Below are 17,656 nucleotides of genomic sequence, written 5' to 3' on the forward strand. Positions count from 1 at the left end.
CCTAAAAGTGTTAAGCGTTTAATGAAGATTAAAAAGGGAGTAATGTCACGTATAAATATCAGAATTGATATTTGGAACCAAAGAAAAGTTTTTGATGGTTATCCCCCAAGTTTTTGACAGTCCCAAATCTTTCTTGATATAAATCTTGATATAAAAAAAGGATTAAATAAATATAGTTTTTTTATAATTGAGAACCAGAAGTTGGTTTAAATAAAAAAAATATGACTAGATTTTTTTATTATTCACGAACTGATTCTAATTCGCTTAAAACATTCCAGATAAGAGTTCGGGCATGAATTGGAATATTCGGGTCGTTACTGATCTCATCTAAAATAGAAATAACCGTACTGGCCCGTACAGTAGGCTCATCATCATCCTGAGATAATAAATTCTTTGATTCCTCAGCAGCTCTTCTAATATTTCTAGGGACACTCGTATCCCCCATAATATGTTTTAAAATTTGATTACAACGTTCAAATGCTTCTGTGCTCATAATAGCGCCTCCGTTAATAAATTGTGCTTGTGATTTAGTTGTGCTTAAAATGGTAATTCATAAAAAGCCTTATCCAAATTTCTTTATGTTTTGAGCTTTAAAAAGGTTTTGATCGAAAATTCATGAAACAGAAGGAAAGGAATTTTTAAATCCTTTAAAGATGATTTAAGGAGTTAAAGGTAAAACCAAAATATTATATTTTTTTAAAGCTTTCTACTTCCACCTACGGCAAGCGCAACCGTAACTCCGTTGAATGCAGTTTTTTTCAAAATTAATTCAGCACCAACCCCCGCCTGAATAAGTGCTGTGGGTTCTGATACACCAACAACACCAAATTCACGTTGCACCAGTTCAGAAGGGGTGCAATCTGAATGCTCAAATTCTTTAATAGCTTTTAGAGGAACAATTTCTAAGGGCAGATCTGTTTTAACAGCAACGGCTTTGATACTTTCTTCATCTTTCTTCATCTCACCCGTGGCCAAGGCATCCAACCTTTCTAGGGGAATATGGATATGCTGCAAGGCAGAGCGCAGTGCAAAAAAAAGTTGATCCTCGTCAACACCTTTACGACTTCCAATACCTGCCACCATCTTTTTAGGATACATATCCAAAAAATAATCATCTAAAGTGGCTCTTAGGAATGATTCATCCCATAAATGAGTATTATATGACAAGCTGATCCTGGGATGATTTTCTAAAAACTTGAAACGTGAAGGTAAGTACAGATCTATTTTATCACCTTCAGCTAGATACTGGTTAAACATTTTTACCAGATGCTTCTGCTCTATTTCAAGCCACATATAATTTGCCAAGGTATCAAGGCCTATTTTGCCCTGTAAATCTGTTGCAGTGGTGATGACTGGGACTGCGCCAACAATACCTGCTATTTTAACAGCGAAAGCATTAGCTCCCCCCATATGTCCAGATAATAAACTAATCACGTGTTTACCATTCTCGTCCATAACCAGGACCGCAGGATCTTTGAATTTCGATTTGATTAGAGGACATATAGTTCTTACCATGATACCAGTGGCCATAATACCAACCCAGCAGTTATATTCATTGAAATGCGCGTTTAATGTTTCTTTAACGTTTTTATGAAAAACATCAACACCTAAAACAGTGGGATCGTTTTCAAGAATAGATACCATGTTACTGGCAATGTTTTTACCATTTTCAGTGACTGTTATTATCCCAAACTTCATGAAACCATTCCTAAACCCATTTCGAAAACTAATATTTAATGAAATGAATATCTGATTAAATTCTAATTAATGAATGAACATGTTTATCGTTTCTTTAAATTTTAAAAGAACTTGGATTAATGAATATGGATTTATGAATAATTTTGATTGATGATCTCTTTCGAAGATATTCTTATTAAGTTAGTGTTAATATTGAGAGATAATGCTTATTTTACTTCCTACGTTCTTGAATAAGTACAATGTTACTAACATTTATTTAAACATTTTTCCCGTAGAACAATTATGTGAAATATAAATAAATAAAGACCATAATTGATAAAATGATGATTAAATAAATAGCAATTGTGGTGATGGTGAGTTTTAAAGCTTCTATTATTTTTTCAAGTGTTAAATCATCATACTTTTCACCCAATGTATAAGTTCCAGGTTTTTCAAGTTGCACATTCAGAGCACCTGCTGCTGCAGCCATAGGATAACCGGAATTGGGGCTGGGTGTGTTATTAGCATCATTAATCATGACTTTCCATGAATTTCTATAGTTATATCTCAATAAAAAGGAAGAAATCACTATTAAAACACCAGTAAACCTGGCAGGGAAATAATTGAGAAAATCATCAACTCGAGCAGAGAACCATCCAATATCAATATTTTCTTCATCTTTATACCCAACCATAGCATCCAATGTATTTATCACCCGATAAGAAACCCCAGCCAGAATAGCTATTACAATGGGAAAATAATTCTGCATGAAAAATTTATTAAACGAAATATTAAACAATAAATTAGTATATAAAGCATTGAAGATTGTTATACTGCTAAAAACAATTGCTAAAAGACCAAAAATGAAAATATAAGTAAGGGGGGAGATAACTGAGTCGGTAATGTTTTCAGTAAGCGTTTCAATAGCTGCAGAAACCAAATCTTCTAAGGAAAGATTTTCAGTGTTCCTACTTACCAAGAAAGAAAGTTTTAACCTACCCTGATCTAAATCAAGCTTCATCTTATTGTAAACATCATAAACCGATTTTAAGAGAGATTTAATGGCAAATGTAGTTGATAATAAAATTGATGATACGATTAAGAATAAAATGTGGTTGAAATTAGAAAGCATCAATAAAAAAATAAATGAAAATCCGAAAATGAAAATCAATACAACAGGTAAAAAAATTCCAGAAATACGGTTTTTTATTGGTGAACTGCTTAAAACTTTTTTTTTAAATATAATAATGCATCTGCCCATTAAAGCAACAGGGTGAATAAAAGAGGGTAATTCGCCAAGAAGTAGATCTATTAATATAGACATGAAAAATACTATGAAAAATTCTAATAGCATAATTTTTCCCTCAGTTACCTCACTTTTACATCTACAAAAACATAATCTAAATTATTCCTATTAGGCTGTATTTTTCTTATTTTGTATATCAATTTGTTGATCCTCTGGTTTTTTAATGGAATTATTATTTCCATATCTTTATTTTCTTAAAATTATTGATTTTGATTGGATGTTGAATAATCAAGACTCATACCAATTAATTTCTAAATGATCAACAAGTGAGACCTTTATTGCAAGTGTAAAAGTATGGGAAAAATATGAAACTATCTGATTTTTTTTGGCTTGAAACTATAATGATGATATCAGCATGTCTGATTGCATAATTTATAATAGACTAAATAAAGAGTAAGACATGAATTACAAGTGTAAAAATGTAAAGTGGGAATGGAAAAAAGAAAAAATACTAGAGACAATAATTTCAAGTGTAATCATTTTTTTAAGTTCTTTGGTCCTGAAAAAATAAAAATCAATCTTAATAGTAAAAAGTGTATATTTAACATTGTGAGAGGTTTATTTCAAGTGTATTATTAATATATAATAATTAAAAAGTATGATTATAGAAATAACATTAATTATTTCTAAATTTTTATACTTATTTTTAAATATTTAATTTAAACCATTTTTTACCAAAAATAAAGATTTTCACTTATTAAAAAAAAAATTAAATGAGTTTGAATTTTTTAATACAAAAATTGATTTTCAACTTCTATTTCTAATCTTGAGATATAATTTTTCATAAACTGATGTTCAGATTAATCTTTATTTACATGAGACAATTGGAATTTTAATATTTTGTGTTTGCTTTTTTAATATGAAAGTATTTTTTTTCCTTTTTTATGTTAAATACTTATCAAATCCAATTTTTGTATTTACAGTGGAAATTGATCTCTCTATTATTAAAAACATTTTTTACAACATTTTTTCTATACAAGAATTTACACTGGAAATGGACCTCTCACCATATCATTAATATAGGATTAGTAACTTACACTTGAAATACAACTTATCTTCGTCAAAAGTTGCAATTTTACACTTGAAACATACCTCCGTTGGATATTTAATCTGTTGCCAAAAGTTCCAACAGGAATATAAAAACAAGGATATGCGAAATTTCTCTCTAATAATGTTTTTTGACGAAGTATAAGTTTGAATTTAACTGCAGCATTTATTTTGCTGTGTTTTCACTGTTAAATTTCCACTCTTAAAGTATTGTAAATCGATAAAACCATCACCACTCCATAAATACTATTATTTCGGAGTTTTATACTTTAATTGTGGCTATTATAAATAAAAAAATAAACTAGGGCGGGCTTTGGATATATTTTCGTTAGAGTGTGGTATTTATGAACATCTTTGAGGAATTGGGCGAGAAAAATTCGGTTTTCAAATGTAAAAAATTTTTGGATCATAGATTTTTACCGGATAATTTACCTCACCGTGAGGATCAGATTAAGGCTGTGGCTAAGTACTGGGTTGAGGCCTTGAAAAATGTAACTCCTCCAGATGTTACCATTTATGGGAAAACAGGCACTGGGAAAACAGCTGTTGCTAAATTTGCCAAAAAACAGCTCAGCGAAGTTTCTAAGGAAAAAAATGTGAACGTGCGGGTTGAGTATATTCGTTGCACAGATTTCACTACAGAATACCAAGTAATAGCTCGTTTGTGCCAGCAAATGGGTCAGGATGTGCCATATAGGGGTTGGACTAAGGCAGAGGTTATAAATGCTTTCCGAAACCTTTTTAAGAAGAATGTTTTTGGTAATAATTTGATTTTAATAATCATTCTTGATGAAATTGATATTCTCCTGAAAAATGACGGTGATGGTCTTCTTTATACTCTTACCCGAACAGATAATGTTTCCATAGCATCTATAAGTAACTTTGTAGATTTCAAACAATTCATCAAACCCCGAGTGAGGAGCAGTCTCAGGGACCGGGAAATTGTTTTCCCTCCTTACAATGCACAGCAACTGGTGGACATTCTAAATGAACGTTCAAAGTTGTCATTCAATGAAGGAGTACTGCATGATGAAGTCATCCCTTTATGCGCTGCTCTTGCTGCAAAGGAAGAAGGTGATGCCAGGTATGCGCTTGATCTACTTCGAACTTCTGGAGAAATAGCTGATGAGAAAGGCACAGAAATGGTTTATGAAGAATACGTACGTGAAGCCAAGGATCAGATTGAACACAACAAAGTAACTGATATTGTTATGACCTTACCCAGTCAGCAGCAGAAAGTACTGGAATCACTAATCTTTTTAACTAAACGAAAAGAAGAAATCACTTCCGGAAGACTCTACGATGTTTACAAAGATATAACTAAGGGCGATTCAGTTTCATACAGGCGAATTTTCGATTTTATCAATGAACTGGAAATGTTAGGATTAATATCAACAAAAACAGTATCACGCGGCAGGGGTAAAGGAAGAACAAATCTCATAACTTTACAGTGTGACATGGTACTTCTTGAAGATGCCATGTGGAATGGTTAAATGCCAAATTAAAACATTTAAACCATTATTTTACCAATTATTCATTTTCCTATTTCATCCATTTCATTAAACATACATTCTACAATAAAAGAACAGACAAAATTATAAAAAACTTATTTTAAAAAAAATTCTTTAATTAAAATCTTCATTTAAAAATGCACTGTTTTTAAATCACCATCAATAGATTTATTATCAGATTATTGATTTTAAAAGAGCCATACGCACTGGAACACCATAAAATGCTTGTTGGAAGTATCTTCCGTAGGGGGTGTTGTCTACATCGTGGGATATTTCATCAACCCTGGGGAGGGGATGCATGACTATGGCTTCACTACCCTTAAGAAGACGTGAGTCAATGGTATAAGCCCCTTTGATTTTTAAATACTCTTGTGGATCTGGGAATCTTTCTTTCTGGATCCGGGTAACATATAAAACATCAGCGTAGGGGAGAACATCATGGATATCTTCAGTTTCCTGCACATTGACTCCTGCTCTAGACAGATCATGCAGGATCTCCCTGGGCATCTTAAGTTCAGGTGGTGATACAAAACTCATTTTAGCCCCGAACATGGCCAGTGCATAGGAAAGGGAGTGCACAGTTCGCCCATATTTCAAGTCACCCACAAGTGCAACGTGCAGTTCTTTTATATTACCCAGCACACGTTTCATGGTGTAAAGGTCCAGGAGAGTCTGGGTAGGATGTTGTCCTGCTCCATCACCTGCATTGATCACAGGCACATCAACCATTTCCGATACATAACGGGCGGTTCCTTCCATATTATGCCGAATAACCAATGCATCAGTGTATTCAGCCACAATTCTCACAGTGTCGGTTAAATTTTCCCCCTTAGACGCTGAACTAGTTCCAGATTCAGCAAATCCAACTGTACTTCCACCTAAACGTTTCATTGCTGTTTCAAATGACAAACGGGTCCTGGTGGAAGCTTCATAAAAAAGCATTCCCAGGATAGATCCAGAGAGAATATTGGATTTTTCTTGGGATCTGGCAATGGGTTCCATTTCTTCTGCTAAATCCAGAATGTACTCAATATCTCCTTTGCTGAAATCCTTAATTGAAATTATATTTTTTAATTTGAAACCCATGTTCTTCACCATACATTGTTTATGTGGATGGTATTCCTTTAAATTATTACATTACCCTAATTTTTACCATTTTTTTTTTATTTTATTGACACAGTTGTTTGGTCTGGGCGAGGATTGGTTGAAATTATTTTTTATTTTTTCATTTTTTCCCCTTTTTCATTTTTCTCTCTACGAAATCTACTTGAATAATTGGTCATTAACTTAAATTTTCCTCCCAAAGCTTAAATAACCAGTGTGCCCAGTCATTCTTGTGCTGGGACGCACACCTTTATCTCTCACTTCAATTTCACGCACAAGACATTCTAAACTCTTAATATGGTTAAATTCACGTTTTTTAAGTATTCGGGTAAACAGTTTCACCTGGTCAATGTAAGGAGTATAGGCTACAAGGTATCCTCCTGGTTTAAGAGCAGCACGGGCATGTTCTATCACTTCCCAAGGTTTGGGAAGATCTAAAAACACCAGATTCACATCTTTTTCATCTATTCCTTCATTCACGTTCTTGCACTTTATTGTTACATTTTCAAGTCCCCATCCTTTAACATTTTTTTCTGCTATCTGGGAGAAGTCTTCCCGCAATTCATAAGTATAAACATGACCATTTTCTCCTACCATGTTTCCTAGGAATATAGTAGCAGCACCGGCCCCGGTTCCGGCTTCCACTACTCGCTGACCACTACCCAGTCCAGTGTAGGCTGCCATAACTCCCAGATCTTTAGGGAGTATTATAGAGCACCTTCGATCCATTAATTCAATGTAATCATTGATATTTGCTTCAACTACATGGAATTCATGGCCTAAGTGTGTTAGTAAAACATCCCCCGGGGAGCTTTTTTCTATATCATCGCTTTTTATGTAACCCTGGTCTGTATGCAAGTCATCTGAACCTGCCATGAATTTTTTTCCACGTTCACTTATGAGAATCTTCATTTAATATCATTTCCTATATTTTTTCATTTTCAATTTCACCTAACTTAAATTCTTTTCTAGGTTTATTTTTCCCTTTTGCCACGTTTTTCCCGTTGAAAAGTAGATTTTTCCCATCAGTAGAATCACTAGAGTTCTCAAGCCTCGTATCTGATGAATACTCTGATTCAACAACATTTCTAATGTTTTGAGCAATTTTTTCCCCAATTCCTTTCACACTTTTTAGTTCATCTAGATCTGCAGTGAAAACTTTTTCCACACTTTTAAATTTTTCTAACAAGTTTCTAGCGTTAACAGGACCAATATTGGGCAATGATTCTACTATGAAAAGCTGTTGTTCAGTTAGGGTTAATGGTTTCCGGTCTGTCTGTATCTGCATTTCTCTGGAACTTTTATCGGATTCTCGAATTGCCAGCCGGTGGATCATGGCTGCAGTGTCCTCTGGATTGCGAGTGGGAATGATTGGTAGGTTAAAATCCACAGCTAAACTGGCTAAAGCTCCCCTTATGGCATTGGGATGAATTCCACTGCTGTATAGATCATCTCCTTCTAGTATTATAAGGGGATGAGAAAAGTTTTCAACTAATGCCTGTGCCTGTTTATATAATCGTTTATCAATTAATGAGCTTACAAAATCTTTACTGCTTTTTCTTTCTATTGCAATATTAGGACTTACCATGTAATCTGCCACTGGAAGATTGGTTGATTCAATTTTAACTCCCAAGTTGCTTAATTCTCTGGTAACTCCTGATCTGGCTTCCCTATGATCAACATGCACGGTTATTTGTTCATCATTATCTGGTTTTTTCCTGCTAAGCAATTTCACATCTTTATCATCAGCAATGAGAGATTGTTCAAACCCATCATAACCTTTTAGTTCTTTTTTCATTCTCCGCTCTCGATTTATGCTGGAATAATAGAATGATTCGTCCCTAGTATTCTTAGTTATTAAAACGATCATACGGCCTTTGGTGGTTCTACCAGTTCTTCCCCTTCTCTGGATCATTCTAATTTCTGAGGGAACTGGCTCGTAAAGCACCACCAGATCCACGCTGGGAATATCTATACCCTCTTCTGCTACGCTGGTGGAAACCAGGACTTGGTAGGTTTTCATACGGAATGCTTTTATGATATTTTTTTGCTCTTTTTGACTCAGACCTTTCTCAGTCTCTCTGTTAGTCTGTCCAAAAAATTTCACTGCATTTATATCATTTTCCTGACATTTTTGGAAAATCTGGTTGACTGTATCCCGGTACTGGCTGAAAACAATAACCTGCTCTCCCTTGTTGGCAGATTTCTTAAGAATTTTCATTAGTTTTTCCAGTTTAGGATGTTCAATACCTTTATCAAAGGATTTTTTAGTTAAAAAAACTGCCTTTTTGAAGTTTTCGTCCATGAAAAGGCCTTGAGCAGCTTTAGTTTTTTTCTGGCGCATTCTTTGAAAGTAAGAGTTCAGATTACTCACTCCCTGAGTTTCCAGAAGTTCCATAGCATGCATCACACTAAAAACTGCAGTTAACATGGAAATGGCTAGAAGACAGTTTCTGGGAGGTTTAACACTTCTGGACATTCGGTTCTGGACCTTCCCACGTGCTCGTAAAATGTCCTTTTTACTGACCTGATGCACTGAGGAAATAACACCCATTTTTTTAAGGCCCTTAAGCCGGTTTTTAAGGACAGTGTCCAGATGTCTTTTAATGGCTAAATGTTCTTTTTTTAACTCAACTTTAATCCATTCAACTTCAATAGGGTTAAAGTAGGGTTTAACATCAGGGTCATCCTCATTTTTCACCACCACCTCTTTTATGAAAAGGTTCTGGCAAACTTGACTTATTCTCTCTTCATCACCACCAGGAGAAGCTGTTAATCCTAATATAAGGGGATTACTTGCTTCTTGGGTGTAACGGTTAGCTAGAAACACGTAAGAATAGGATCCTGTTCCACGATGGCATTCATCAAATATAAGGAGTGAAACATCCTTTAAAGAGTACCTGCCAGCAATAATATCCGATTCCACAGTTTGCGGTGTTGCAGAAATAATTTGTGAATTATTCCATCTTTTCACACGTTCTTCCACCTTAACCGCACCAGTTAAACTGCTAATAGTAGTTTTTATAAAATTTCTGAAACTTTCTTCGTGTTGTACTACCAGAGGTTTAGTAGGGGCCAAAATCAGTATTTTATCATCAGGATATTTTTTTATCCTCTCTGCAGCCACCAGTGCAGCTATAATAGTTTTCCCCAAGGCGGTAGGGGCCACTATCATAGTATTTCCCTTTTTAAGAACTTTAGCAGCCAGTAATTGCTGGTAAGAACGTGCTTCTATTTTTTCTGGGTGTATCAGAGGGTGTTGTATCCACCTAACCATAGTATTAAGTTTATAAAAGGATAGCATATAAAAATGATGATAGTTTAAGAAAGTAAATCGAGAAAAAAGGATATTATCCTGTAATTTTCTCTGAGTAAATCCGTAAATTTTTCATTAAATTCAGAAACTCACTTTTTTATTCAAATGAAGTGCAATACCAGACATTTTAATTAATCTATTTTATTTTACCCTCTTCCTTTAAATATTCATATAAGTGTTTTCCAGTTGATAAGATGAATTTTAAAGCTTCCTCATCATCTTTAAATCCTTCATACTCCCAATGGAAATCTTTCTCATCAATGATCTCTAAAACAACTTTTCTACGCATTTTAAAATCACTCTTTTAATTTTTAATTTACTTTTATTTGTATTACAAATTTTTGTTCAAAATTGTTTTGAATCCTTATAAACATCATTATATGGTTAAAAGTGCTAAACTTTGCAAATAACACAAAATCTATAGTGTAACCTATGTTTTAACTCCATGAACTCCCGGTTTTCATAAAAAAATCATGCCTTAAGGTTATTCATAAGCAATATACTCTATTCCTTTAAATGTAATTCTAGATTCTAGATTTCAATATAGATTTCAATAAATTACTTGTTAAATTATTTATGGAAATAAAATGGATTTTTAACCTTTTCGAGAAATTATTATTTAGTGGCAGCATGGATTTTTCAAGAGTTTTTCACTTGACTTGGAATGCAACCCTTACTAAAAAACTAAAATATATTAATACATAAAAATAATTTTTTATTACTAATAATGGGTTGTGGGTTTATGATTGGTCACCAAGAAAATCAGAGCCAAGTTGATTTAATAAATATTTACAGGGATTTTAATAAAGAATACGGTCATATTGAAGGTGTTTTCGAAGTTTTAGAACAGTTCCTGTGTTTGTGGGAGAAAGAATACTGGGAATCATTATTTAAAGTTCATAGAGACTGGGCTAAAAACTTGCAAGCGCTTTCACTATATATTGATAAACAAACTCAAGTGATTCCACATAGTTTAGTTCTGATGCAAGCTATTAAAAATGGAATATGCCCTGGACAACATTCTATGGGACATTCAGTTAATTTCCATTGTTTTAGAGATTTGAATATTTTCTTGGAGAAAATTCACTCACTCTACATTGGTGGTGCTCTAGTTGAAGATGATTTATGGGCTTTACATAAAAGCGACCTGGCTGAGAGAGTTTTAGGAGTGCTGGATCAGTTTGATGTTTTTAAGGGAAATATATTTTTAAAAGATGATTTTTTCAACTGCTTAAAGAAAGTTTCATGGAACTCAGAAGCTAAATCCTTTTTTATAAAAATTCATAATTTATTCACTTCTTTTCTATTTGAAAAACAGGGAAATCATGAAAATAGTTTTAATCAGGAGTTAAAAAATGTGCTAGTTCTCCTGGCACACTGCAGTGCGGTGTGGTCGGACAGCACAGAAATTCACACGCAGCATGTTATAAGAGCTTATAAAACCTTGTTCAAGATAATCACAACTGATATCACTCTTTTAGTGGATAAAAGTTACTACACAGGACGACTGCTTTGTGAGAAGTGCAAACAATCTTATGAGTTACTGGAAGATGAGGCACCCTATGATTTCAGTCAATGCAGTTGTGGGGGTGATTTATATTATGTTAACTCACCTAAAAGCAGTAATAAAAATATAAATGATTAATATTCTTTTAAATTTCTTTCTGAATCTTTATTAGTTAAAAAAATGTAAATATTTGGCTTAAAAATCTTTGTTGGTAATTAGGGGGTTTTATAATTTCATTTATTATTTTAAAATTATCAAATTCTCCCAGGAATCAAAAACCACGTCTAATCCGCACATACTGGGCACGTAATTAGCTGCTTTGGCTGAATCTACACCTATTACTTTAAAACCCATCTCTTCGATGGGGGCCACCACCATACAAGTATCGCAAACCACATGTCCTCCCGCTTTTTCTATGATTTCAGTGTATCCCATTCGGTCTGAGGCAGCTTTAACAGAAATCGAGGTGCACACCCATAGTTGATTGACCAGCTTCTCCCCTTTGAGTTTCAAAGCCACCTCTTTAATTTCTTCTAAAGAAGCATGTGGACATCCTAAACACACCAAGTCTGGTGTTTGACTGGATATGGAGAGCTTTTCTCTGGTTTCTATTATATCTCCCATGGTTACTTGTATTGCATCCATATTTTCAGTATCTTTCATCACCTTGAGGTATTCAGGAGTGGTGTTTTCAACATGGTAAAGTGCCACGGATCCTGAGGATGCTAAAGCTGCACCCAAGGACTTCAATTCATTAACATTAGGCTTATTATGAAGATTATTATTTAATTTGAAGTAGGGAACTCCACTACCAACTTCTTTGCCAACCATATATCCCAGTGCACCGTAATCTGAACCTTTTAATTCTGCTTCTACATCCACCAGTAGATTAGGAATTCTTCCCTCATCTAGGTGATAGCCATGATTGGGAGTTCGTCCACATATAGCTGCTGATAAAGCACCAGGACCTCCTTCACGGTTAGTACGAGCCCCTAGAACAGAATTAGCATAACAAACAGCTGATGACTCTGACCAAGCTACATGACTACCTAAGGTGGGTACATTGCCCACAAGATAAGGTGTACAAGTGCACGTGGTGTTGATTCCCATTTTACGATAGGCTTCTACTATAAGCTTCTGTTTCTGGGCGAATTCTTCTGGAAAACCGAGGATTTTCCACTGATCCAAGTCCACACCTGCAGGGTTCAGGGTGCTGGGCACCTTAACTCGCGCTCCTTCGCGGACCAAATCTTCCAAGTACTCTAAACCAGCCTCTCCTATGGTTTTGTAGGAAACCCCTGATATCTGAGCCGACTCAATCTCCACCATACCGTCTGCTCCGTAAATATCTCCCAGGGCAACCAGTATTTCCATTGATTTTCTAATTGCAGGACCATATTCGCCCTGATACATTTTTTCCTCTTCTCGGGTAAGATACATGAAAATACCTCAGATTAAAGATTATAAATATAAAGTCGAATTTTTAAAGGAGCGCTATGAATTAATTTCCAAGTCTTGTAGCCATTATTATTGAGTAGTATTAAACTTAAAAATCTTTATTCAGCTAATCTGGGAGGCTACAATATCATTCACCAAGTTTTTGAAGTTTTCAAGTTCTCTGTATGGGAAAACTGCACCCGCCGCTATAGCATGCCCTCCTCCAGCACCGTTAAAGCTTTTAGCAGCCTGTTCAAGTGCAAAGCCAAGATTAACTCCCCTGGAAGTCATTTCCATGGTGGTCCGACCAGAAACCTTTACCTGGTCATGCATACGGGACAGGGTTATAACTGGTTTTCCAGGGTCTAATATATGTAAATCAATACCCAGACTTGCTAATGTGCCCATTATCTTCTTTTTTTCCTTATCTTCAGTGTACAAATACTGCACATATTCCATTTCCTGTGCACCTTCTTTCCTAACCCAAGTAATACCTTTTATCAGGGATTCACGGTACTTATCCAATAATTTAACTCCTTCTTCTACTGCTGATTTCCGGTCTCCCAGGCAGATGCTCAAGCCAACACCTTGCTGTTTATTTTTACCGCAAGCGTCAAGAATTTCTGCATAATTTTCCAAGTTCCTTAGTGCAGATTCTTCATTGGGCATGCTGTAAACTTCACCAAAAATTCTGGGATTTAAATTGCTAAGATGCTCTTTAAGGAAGTCTTTTTCTTCATTGGCCAGGTCCCTGAATTTAATACCATAAGAAATTCCTAATTTCTCCAAAAATACCTGACTTGCCTCCAAATCTCCAGATATTCCTGGCAGTGCGGGTTGGAAGGTGTGGGCCAGGGCTTTGAAAAGTGGTTCATCTTTTGATGATATCTTCAAGTCTTCGTGTTGTTCAACCACTCCTGATTCAGTTGCTTCACTCAGTATGGTTTGGTTGACTCCCTGAAAACCATCACTGTATTGCATGTCTCCAAATGCACCCACCAGTGCCAGACCAGATAAGCTAAACTTTTCCAGAGGCCTTACAGTAAGGTAAGCTACTCCAGATCCACTCACATCCTTGGTTCCATCCAGTCCGAATAAATGAGGGTTCACATGTAAAAGGTTCTCTACTTCATCTCCAGTGGTGTCCATGGTCTGATGGTGGTCTGCTATTATGGCCTGACCTTTTAACTTAGCAATTTGTTCAACATAACCACTTCCCATGTCACAGAAAAAGAAAAGTTTATATTTCTCCTGGGAAAGCCGATGCAGGACCTGTTCCTTGAGACGGGGGACCATGGTAACATGGAATTTACCCCCTTCCTGGGAGATGGCATTACATATAACCCCGGCTGCTGATATTCCATCTGAATCATTGTGGGAGATAACTCTCACCACATGATCCTTGTTTAAATGCTCCTTCAGGAGCAAACCTGCTTCTTCAGCTCTATTTAACAAGTAGTGCTGCTTTTTTTGGTTCATATCTCCATCCTTCAGGGAGCACTCCTTCCCGGGTGTAGTACTTAACCAGTCTTCTGATTCTGGATTCTACCAGCTGCAAACCACGTTTAGTGTGGAGGTCTTTAGGGTTTTCCTTCAGGTGGTCCCGGATGTTCACTGCCTTACGGATGAGGTTCATCAGGTCTTCAGGGTACTCTTCAATCTGACCATGTTTTTCCAGAATTTGGGTTATTTTCATACCAGTAACGCTTTTAACATCTGGAATTCCGTACTGGTCTCTGAGGATTACTCCAATTACACTGGTGGATTTTCCTTCTTTTCTCAATTTTAAAATTATTTCTTCAATTTCTTCGGTTGAATATTCAACCCATTCAGGATTAGATGTCATTTAATCACCTCGATTATCTTATATGGTCTTAATATGCTTTGATTCAACCAGTTTTTTTATTTAATCTGATTTAAGCTTTTAATTCTATTCCATCATATTTCAAATTATATTATTTCCTGGTTTGGTTTTTAAAATTCTGCTGCCAGGCTTATTCCTGGTTGGTTGTAAAATCTTTATACCATTGGGCGAATTTTTCCAGGGAACGACGGCGATGGGAGAACTCATTTTTTTCTACTCTTGTGAGTTCACCGAAGGTCTTAGAGTATCCTTCGGGTATGAAAAGCGGATCATATGCAAAGCCATGCTTTCCTTTTTCCTGATGTGCGATTTGTCCACCGACTACACCTAAAAAAATCTCGGGCTCGGTTTTGGGCGTTGCAAACCCAACCACCGACCTGAACTCAGCGTAACGGTCCTGGACATTTTCCATCAGCTTTAAAATGCCCTTATTACCCAGGGTATCTTGAACATAGGATGAATAGGTGCCTGGAAACCATTCAAGGACACGAATAAAGAGACCCGCGTCTTCTACAATGACTGGTTTGCCCAATCTATTTGCAGCATGTTTTGCTCCGTAGAGTGCAACGTCTCGTAGTTCTCCCTGGATTTCTGGGTAACCCAAGTCCGCGTGTTCCAGTTCTATATTGAACTTTTCAAAGATTCCTTGAGCTTCTTTTACTTTGTGTTGGTTACCTGTTATAAAGGTTATCATTGTATGATACATTGCGATTTTGAACATAAAAACATACTACTTAGATGAAAACCGTGCGAAAATTTTACATGGGAACGCTTTATAAGAATTTTGAACAATCTGTAAGATAATGCTCAGTTATTTCAGCTGATGCAAAACTTTTTTATCCAGTGATTTCATAACCATTAAATCTAATAGTAACTGTTCATGAAAAATTATTATTTTAATGAATTTTCGATATTAATAGTAACTTTAGCGATTATTTTTTTGAAAAAAACAAGCAGAAGGTGATTTTAAATGATTAAGAACAATTTCAGTTTGAATGATAAAAAAATATTTAAAGCAAACTATAAGTTGGTGGAAGAAGCCCATGTAAAGAACTGGGAGGCAGAAATTGAAAAGGGGAAAGACTTGGAAAAATACTGGTCTGAAAAGGCAGAGCAATTTGTATGGTTCTCTAAATGGGACAAAGTTCTGGATGAAAGTCAGAAACCATTCTTTAAGTGGTTTACCAATGCTAAGATCAATCTAGCCTACAATGCAGTGGACAGATGGATACACACCGATAAAAGGAATCAGGTCGCTATTCTCTATGCTAATGAAAGGGGTGAGGAGAGGAAACTCACTTATTTCGAGCTCTACCGTGAAGTGAATAAAATGGCCAATGCCCTTAAAAATTTAGGGATAGAAAAGGGAGACACAGTTGCTATGTATCTGCCTATGTGTCCGGAATTACTGGTCTGTATGCTGGCCTGTACTAAAATAGGAGCAGTTCATAATGTGGTTTATTCAGGATTGAGTGTGGGTGCCTTTGTAGAGAGGATGAATGATTCCAAAGCTAAGGTCCTCATAACAGCTGATGGAACCTATCGCCGGGGTAAAACTATAGATCTTAAGAAAATCGTCGATGAGGCCCTCCTAAAATGTCCCACTATTGAAACCACTATCGTGGTGAAGCACACGGGAAATCCCATAAGCATATCTGAATTGAGTGGTAAGGAAATCTTTTATGAAACGCTCATTGAAGGAGAGTCTGATGAATGTACAGTGGAGGAAATGGATTCAGAAGACCCCTTATTCATACTTTACACTTCTGGAAGCACAGGGAAACCCAAAGCAGTTCTCCATACCACAGCTGGATATATGGTGGGAGTGGCCACCACCTTGAAAATTGTATTTGACATACATGATGGTGATCTGTGGTGGTGCACTGGGGACATAGGATGGATCACTGGTCACAGCTATCTGATCTACGGACCCCTCCTTTTGGGAACCACTACCTTGGTTTATGAAGGGGCGCCTGACTATCCAGATCCTGGGGTATGGTGGAAAATAGTGGAGAAATACGGAGTAACCAAACTCTACACCTCACCCACCGCTGTAAGACACCTTATGAGATACGGAAATAAATACCCTTCCCTATACAATCTCTCTTCACTGAAGATAATGGGTAGTGTGGGCGAGCCAATGAATCCCGCAGCGTGGATGTGGCTGTATAAAAATATTGGCCGTGAAAAAACACCCATAATGGACACTTGGTGGCAGACTGAAACTGGTATGCACATGATTGCCCCATTACCTATTTCTCCTCTAAAACCAGGCACACCTACTCTCCCATTGCCAGGGGTTGATGCTGATGTGGTGGATGAAAACGGAGACCCGGTTCCAGTGGGTGAAGATGGATATCTGGTGATTAAAAGACCATGGCCTGCCATGTTCCGAACCCTTTACCGAGATGAAAAGAGATTCTTGGATGTTTACTGGAAAGATACACCTGAAGGGGTTTACTTTGCAGGTGACATGGCTCGAAAAGATGAAGATGGCTATATATGGATTCAGGGCCGTTCTGATGATGTTTTAAAAATTGCGGGGCACCGGGTGGGGACTTCAGAAGTGGAATCAGCATTTTCCTCCCACCCTGCTGTGGCTGAAGCAGCAGTTATTGGAAAGTCAGACCCTATAAAAGGACAGGTAATTAAAGCCTTTGTTATCCTGAAGGAGGATTTCCAGTTAACCACAGACCTGATAGAAGATCTTCAGAAACATGTCCGCTATGAACTGGGGCCGGTGGCAGTGCTGGGTGAAATAGCTCAGGTTGAAAAACTACCCAAAACCAGAAGTGGAAAGATTATGCGTCGTTTACTGCGTGCTCAGGAAGAAGATAAAGATTTGGGGGATTTATCTACTTTAGAAGAATGATCGTGGTTGGAGATG

At 36.3% G+C, this 17,656-nt stretch carries 14 protein-coding genes; 3 read left to right on the forward strand and 11 right to left on the reverse strand.

Features of this window, described 5'->3' with window-relative positions; all coding sequences use genetic code 11:
- Nucleotides 1-238: 238 nt before the first annotated feature.
- From HVN35_05510 to HVN35_05520, 3 genes are all read right to left on the reverse strand, one after another.
- Nucleotides 239-493 (reverse strand): UPF0147 family protein, encoded by a 255-nt coding sequence (locus HVN35_05510; protein NYB51995.1) that lies wholly within the window; start codon nucleotides 491-493, stop codon nucleotides 239-241.
- A 203-nt stretch (nucleotides 494-696) separates the two neighbouring features.
- Entirely contained in the window at nucleotides 697-1,698 is a 1,002-nt protein-coding gene (locus HVN35_05515) for a cobalt-precorrin 5A hydrolase (GenBank protein ID NYB51996.1), read from the reverse strand.
- A gap of 280 nt (nucleotides 1,699-1,978) precedes the next feature.
- The gene (locus tag HVN35_05520; GenBank protein NYB51997.1) at nucleotides 1,979-3,031 is read right to left on the reverse strand and encodes a cobalamin biosynthesis protein; all 1,053 of its coding nucleotides are present in this window, start codon (nucleotides 3,029-3,031) and stop codon (nucleotides 1,979-1,981) included.
- Between the two features lie 1,343 nt (nucleotides 3,032-4,374).
- Between HVN35_05520 and HVN35_05525 the strand changes: the two genes are divergently transcribed.
- Nucleotides 4,375-5,523, forward strand: coding sequence for an AAA family ATPase (locus tag HVN35_05525; GenBank protein ID NYB51998.1), 1,149 nt, complete (start codon nucleotides 4,375-4,377; stop codon nucleotides 5,521-5,523).
- A gap of 192 nt (nucleotides 5,524-5,715) precedes the next feature.
- On the opposite strand, the gene pyrB is transcribed toward HVN35_05525, so the two are convergent.
- The 4 genes from pyrB to HVN35_05545 all read right to left on the reverse strand — a co-directional run bounded on the left by pyrB (nucleotide 5,716) and on the right by HVN35_05545 (nucleotide 10,250).
- Nucleotides 5,716-6,627: an aspartate carbamoyltransferase gene (pyrB, locus tag HVN35_05530; GenBank protein NYB51999.1), complete on the reverse strand. Its 912-nt coding sequence runs from the start codon at nucleotides 6,625-6,627 to the stop codon at nucleotides 5,716-5,718.
- 201 nt (nucleotides 6,628-6,828) lie between these two features.
- On the reverse strand, nucleotides 6,829-7,557 hold the full coding sequence (locus HVN35_05535; protein NYB52000.1) for a tRNA (adenine-N1)-methyltransferase: 729 nt from the start codon (nucleotides 7,555-7,557) through the stop codon (nucleotides 6,829-6,831).
- A gap of 13 nt (nucleotides 7,558-7,570) precedes the next feature.
- Nucleotides 7,571-9,922, reverse strand: a complete 2,352-nt coding sequence (locus tag HVN35_05540) for a DEAD/DEAH box helicase (protein NYB52001.1) — start codon at nucleotides 9,920-9,922, stop codon at nucleotides 7,571-7,573.
- 175 nt (nucleotides 9,923-10,097) lie between these two features.
- On the reverse strand, nucleotides 10,098-10,250 hold the full coding sequence (locus tag HVN35_05545) for a hypothetical protein (protein NYB52002.1): 153 nt from the start codon (nucleotides 10,248-10,250) through the stop codon (nucleotides 10,098-10,100).
- A gap of 453 nt (nucleotides 10,251-10,703) precedes the next feature.
- Between HVN35_05545 and HVN35_05550 the strand changes: the two genes are divergently transcribed.
- Nucleotides 10,704-11,606 (forward strand): hypothetical protein, encoded by a 903-nt coding sequence (locus HVN35_05550; protein NYB52003.1) that lies wholly within the window; start codon nucleotides 10,704-10,706, stop codon nucleotides 11,604-11,606.
- Nucleotides 11,607-11,708: 102 nt separating this feature from the next.
- Here the strand turns inward: HVN35_05550 and HVN35_05555 are convergent, their stop codons facing one another.
- The 4 genes from HVN35_05555 to HVN35_05570 form a co-directional block, all read right to left on the reverse strand.
- Nucleotides 11,709-12,908, reverse strand: coding sequence for an aconitase X catalytic domain-containing protein (locus tag HVN35_05555; protein ID NYB52004.1), 1,200 nt, complete (start codon nucleotides 12,906-12,908; stop codon nucleotides 11,709-11,711).
- A gap of 120 nt (nucleotides 12,909-13,028) precedes the next feature.
- Nucleotides 13,029-14,384: a DHH family phosphoesterase gene (locus tag HVN35_05560; protein ID NYB52005.1), complete on the reverse strand. Its 1,356-nt coding sequence runs from the start codon at nucleotides 14,382-14,384 to the stop codon at nucleotides 13,029-13,031.
- Nucleotides 14,350-14,751 (reverse strand): 30S ribosomal protein S15, encoded by a 402-nt coding sequence (locus tag HVN35_05565; protein ID NYB52006.1) that lies wholly within the window; start codon nucleotides 14,749-14,751, stop codon nucleotides 14,350-14,352. The genes HVN35_05560 and HVN35_05565 overlap by 35 nt, the downstream gene beginning before the upstream one ends.
- 148 nt (nucleotides 14,752-14,899) lie before the next feature.
- Complete coding sequence (locus HVN35_05570) at nucleotides 14,900-15,463, reverse strand: XTP/dITP diphosphatase (GenBank protein NYB52007.1); 564 nt, start codon at nucleotides 15,461-15,463, stop codon at nucleotides 14,900-14,902.
- 276 nt (nucleotides 15,464-15,739) lie between these two features.
- Here HVN35_05570 and acs point away from each other — a divergent pair, with 276 nt between their 5' ends.
- Entirely contained in the window at nucleotides 15,740-17,641 is a 1,902-nt protein-coding gene (acs, locus tag HVN35_05575; GenBank protein ID NYB52008.1) for an acetate--CoA ligase, read from the forward strand.
- Nucleotides 17,642-17,656: the final 15 nt, after the last annotated feature.

This window comes from Methanobacteriaceae archaeon, from assembly GCA_013403005.1.
Taxonomy (GTDB): Archaea; Methanobacteriota; Methanobacteria; order Methanobacteriales; family Methanobacteriaceae; genus Methanobacterium.

Coding starts and splice junctions, on each gene's coding strand:
- HVN35_05565 (NYB52006.1), bottom strand. CDS start 14,751: ATGACATCTAATCCTGAATGGGTTGAATATTCAACCGAAGAAATTGAA.
- HVN35_05515 (NYB51996.1), bottom strand. CDS start 1,698: ATGAAGTTTGGGATAATAACAGTCACTGAAAATGGTAAAAACATTGCC.
- HVN35_05540 (NYB52001.1), bottom strand. CDS start 9,922: ATGGTTAGGTGGATACAACACCCTCTGATACACCCAGAAAAAATAGAA.
- HVN35_05560 (NYB52005.1), bottom strand. CDS start 14,384: ATGAACCAAAAAAAGCAGCACTACTTGTTAAATAGAGCTGAAGAAGCA.
- HVN35_05510 (NYB51995.1), bottom strand. CDS start 493: ATGAGCACAGAAGCATTTGAACGTTGTAATCAAATTTTAAAACATATT.
- HVN35_05555 (NYB52004.1), bottom strand. CDS start 12,908: ATGTATCTTACCCGAGAAGAGGAAAAAATGTATCAGGGCGAATATGGT.
- HVN35_05570 (NYB52007.1), bottom strand. CDS start 15,463: ATGATAACCTTTATAACAGGTAACCAACACAAAGTAAAAGAAGCTCAA.
- acs (NYB52008.1), top strand. CDS start 15,740: ATGATTAAGAACAATTTCAGTTTGAATGATAAAAAAATATTTAAAGCA.
- HVN35_05550 (NYB52003.1), top strand. CDS start 10,704: ATGATTGGTCACCAAGAAAATCAGAGCCAAGTTGATTTAATAAATATT.
- HVN35_05525 (NYB51998.1), top strand. CDS start 4,375: ATGAACATCTTTGAGGAATTGGGCGAGAAAAATTCGGTTTTCAAATGT.
- pyrB (NYB51999.1), bottom strand. CDS start 6,627: ATGGGTTTCAAATTAAAAAATATAATTTCAATTAAGGATTTCAGCAAA.
- HVN35_05535 (NYB52000.1), bottom strand. CDS start 7,557: ATGAAGATTCTCATAAGTGAACGTGGAAAAAAATTCATGGCAGGTTCA.
- HVN35_05520 (NYB51997.1), bottom strand. CDS start 3,031: ATGCTATTAGAATTTTTCATAGTATTTTTCATGTCTATATTAATAGAT.
- HVN35_05545 (NYB52002.1), bottom strand. CDS start 10,250: ATGCGTAGAAAAGTTGTTTTAGAGATCATTGATGAGAAAGATTTCCAT.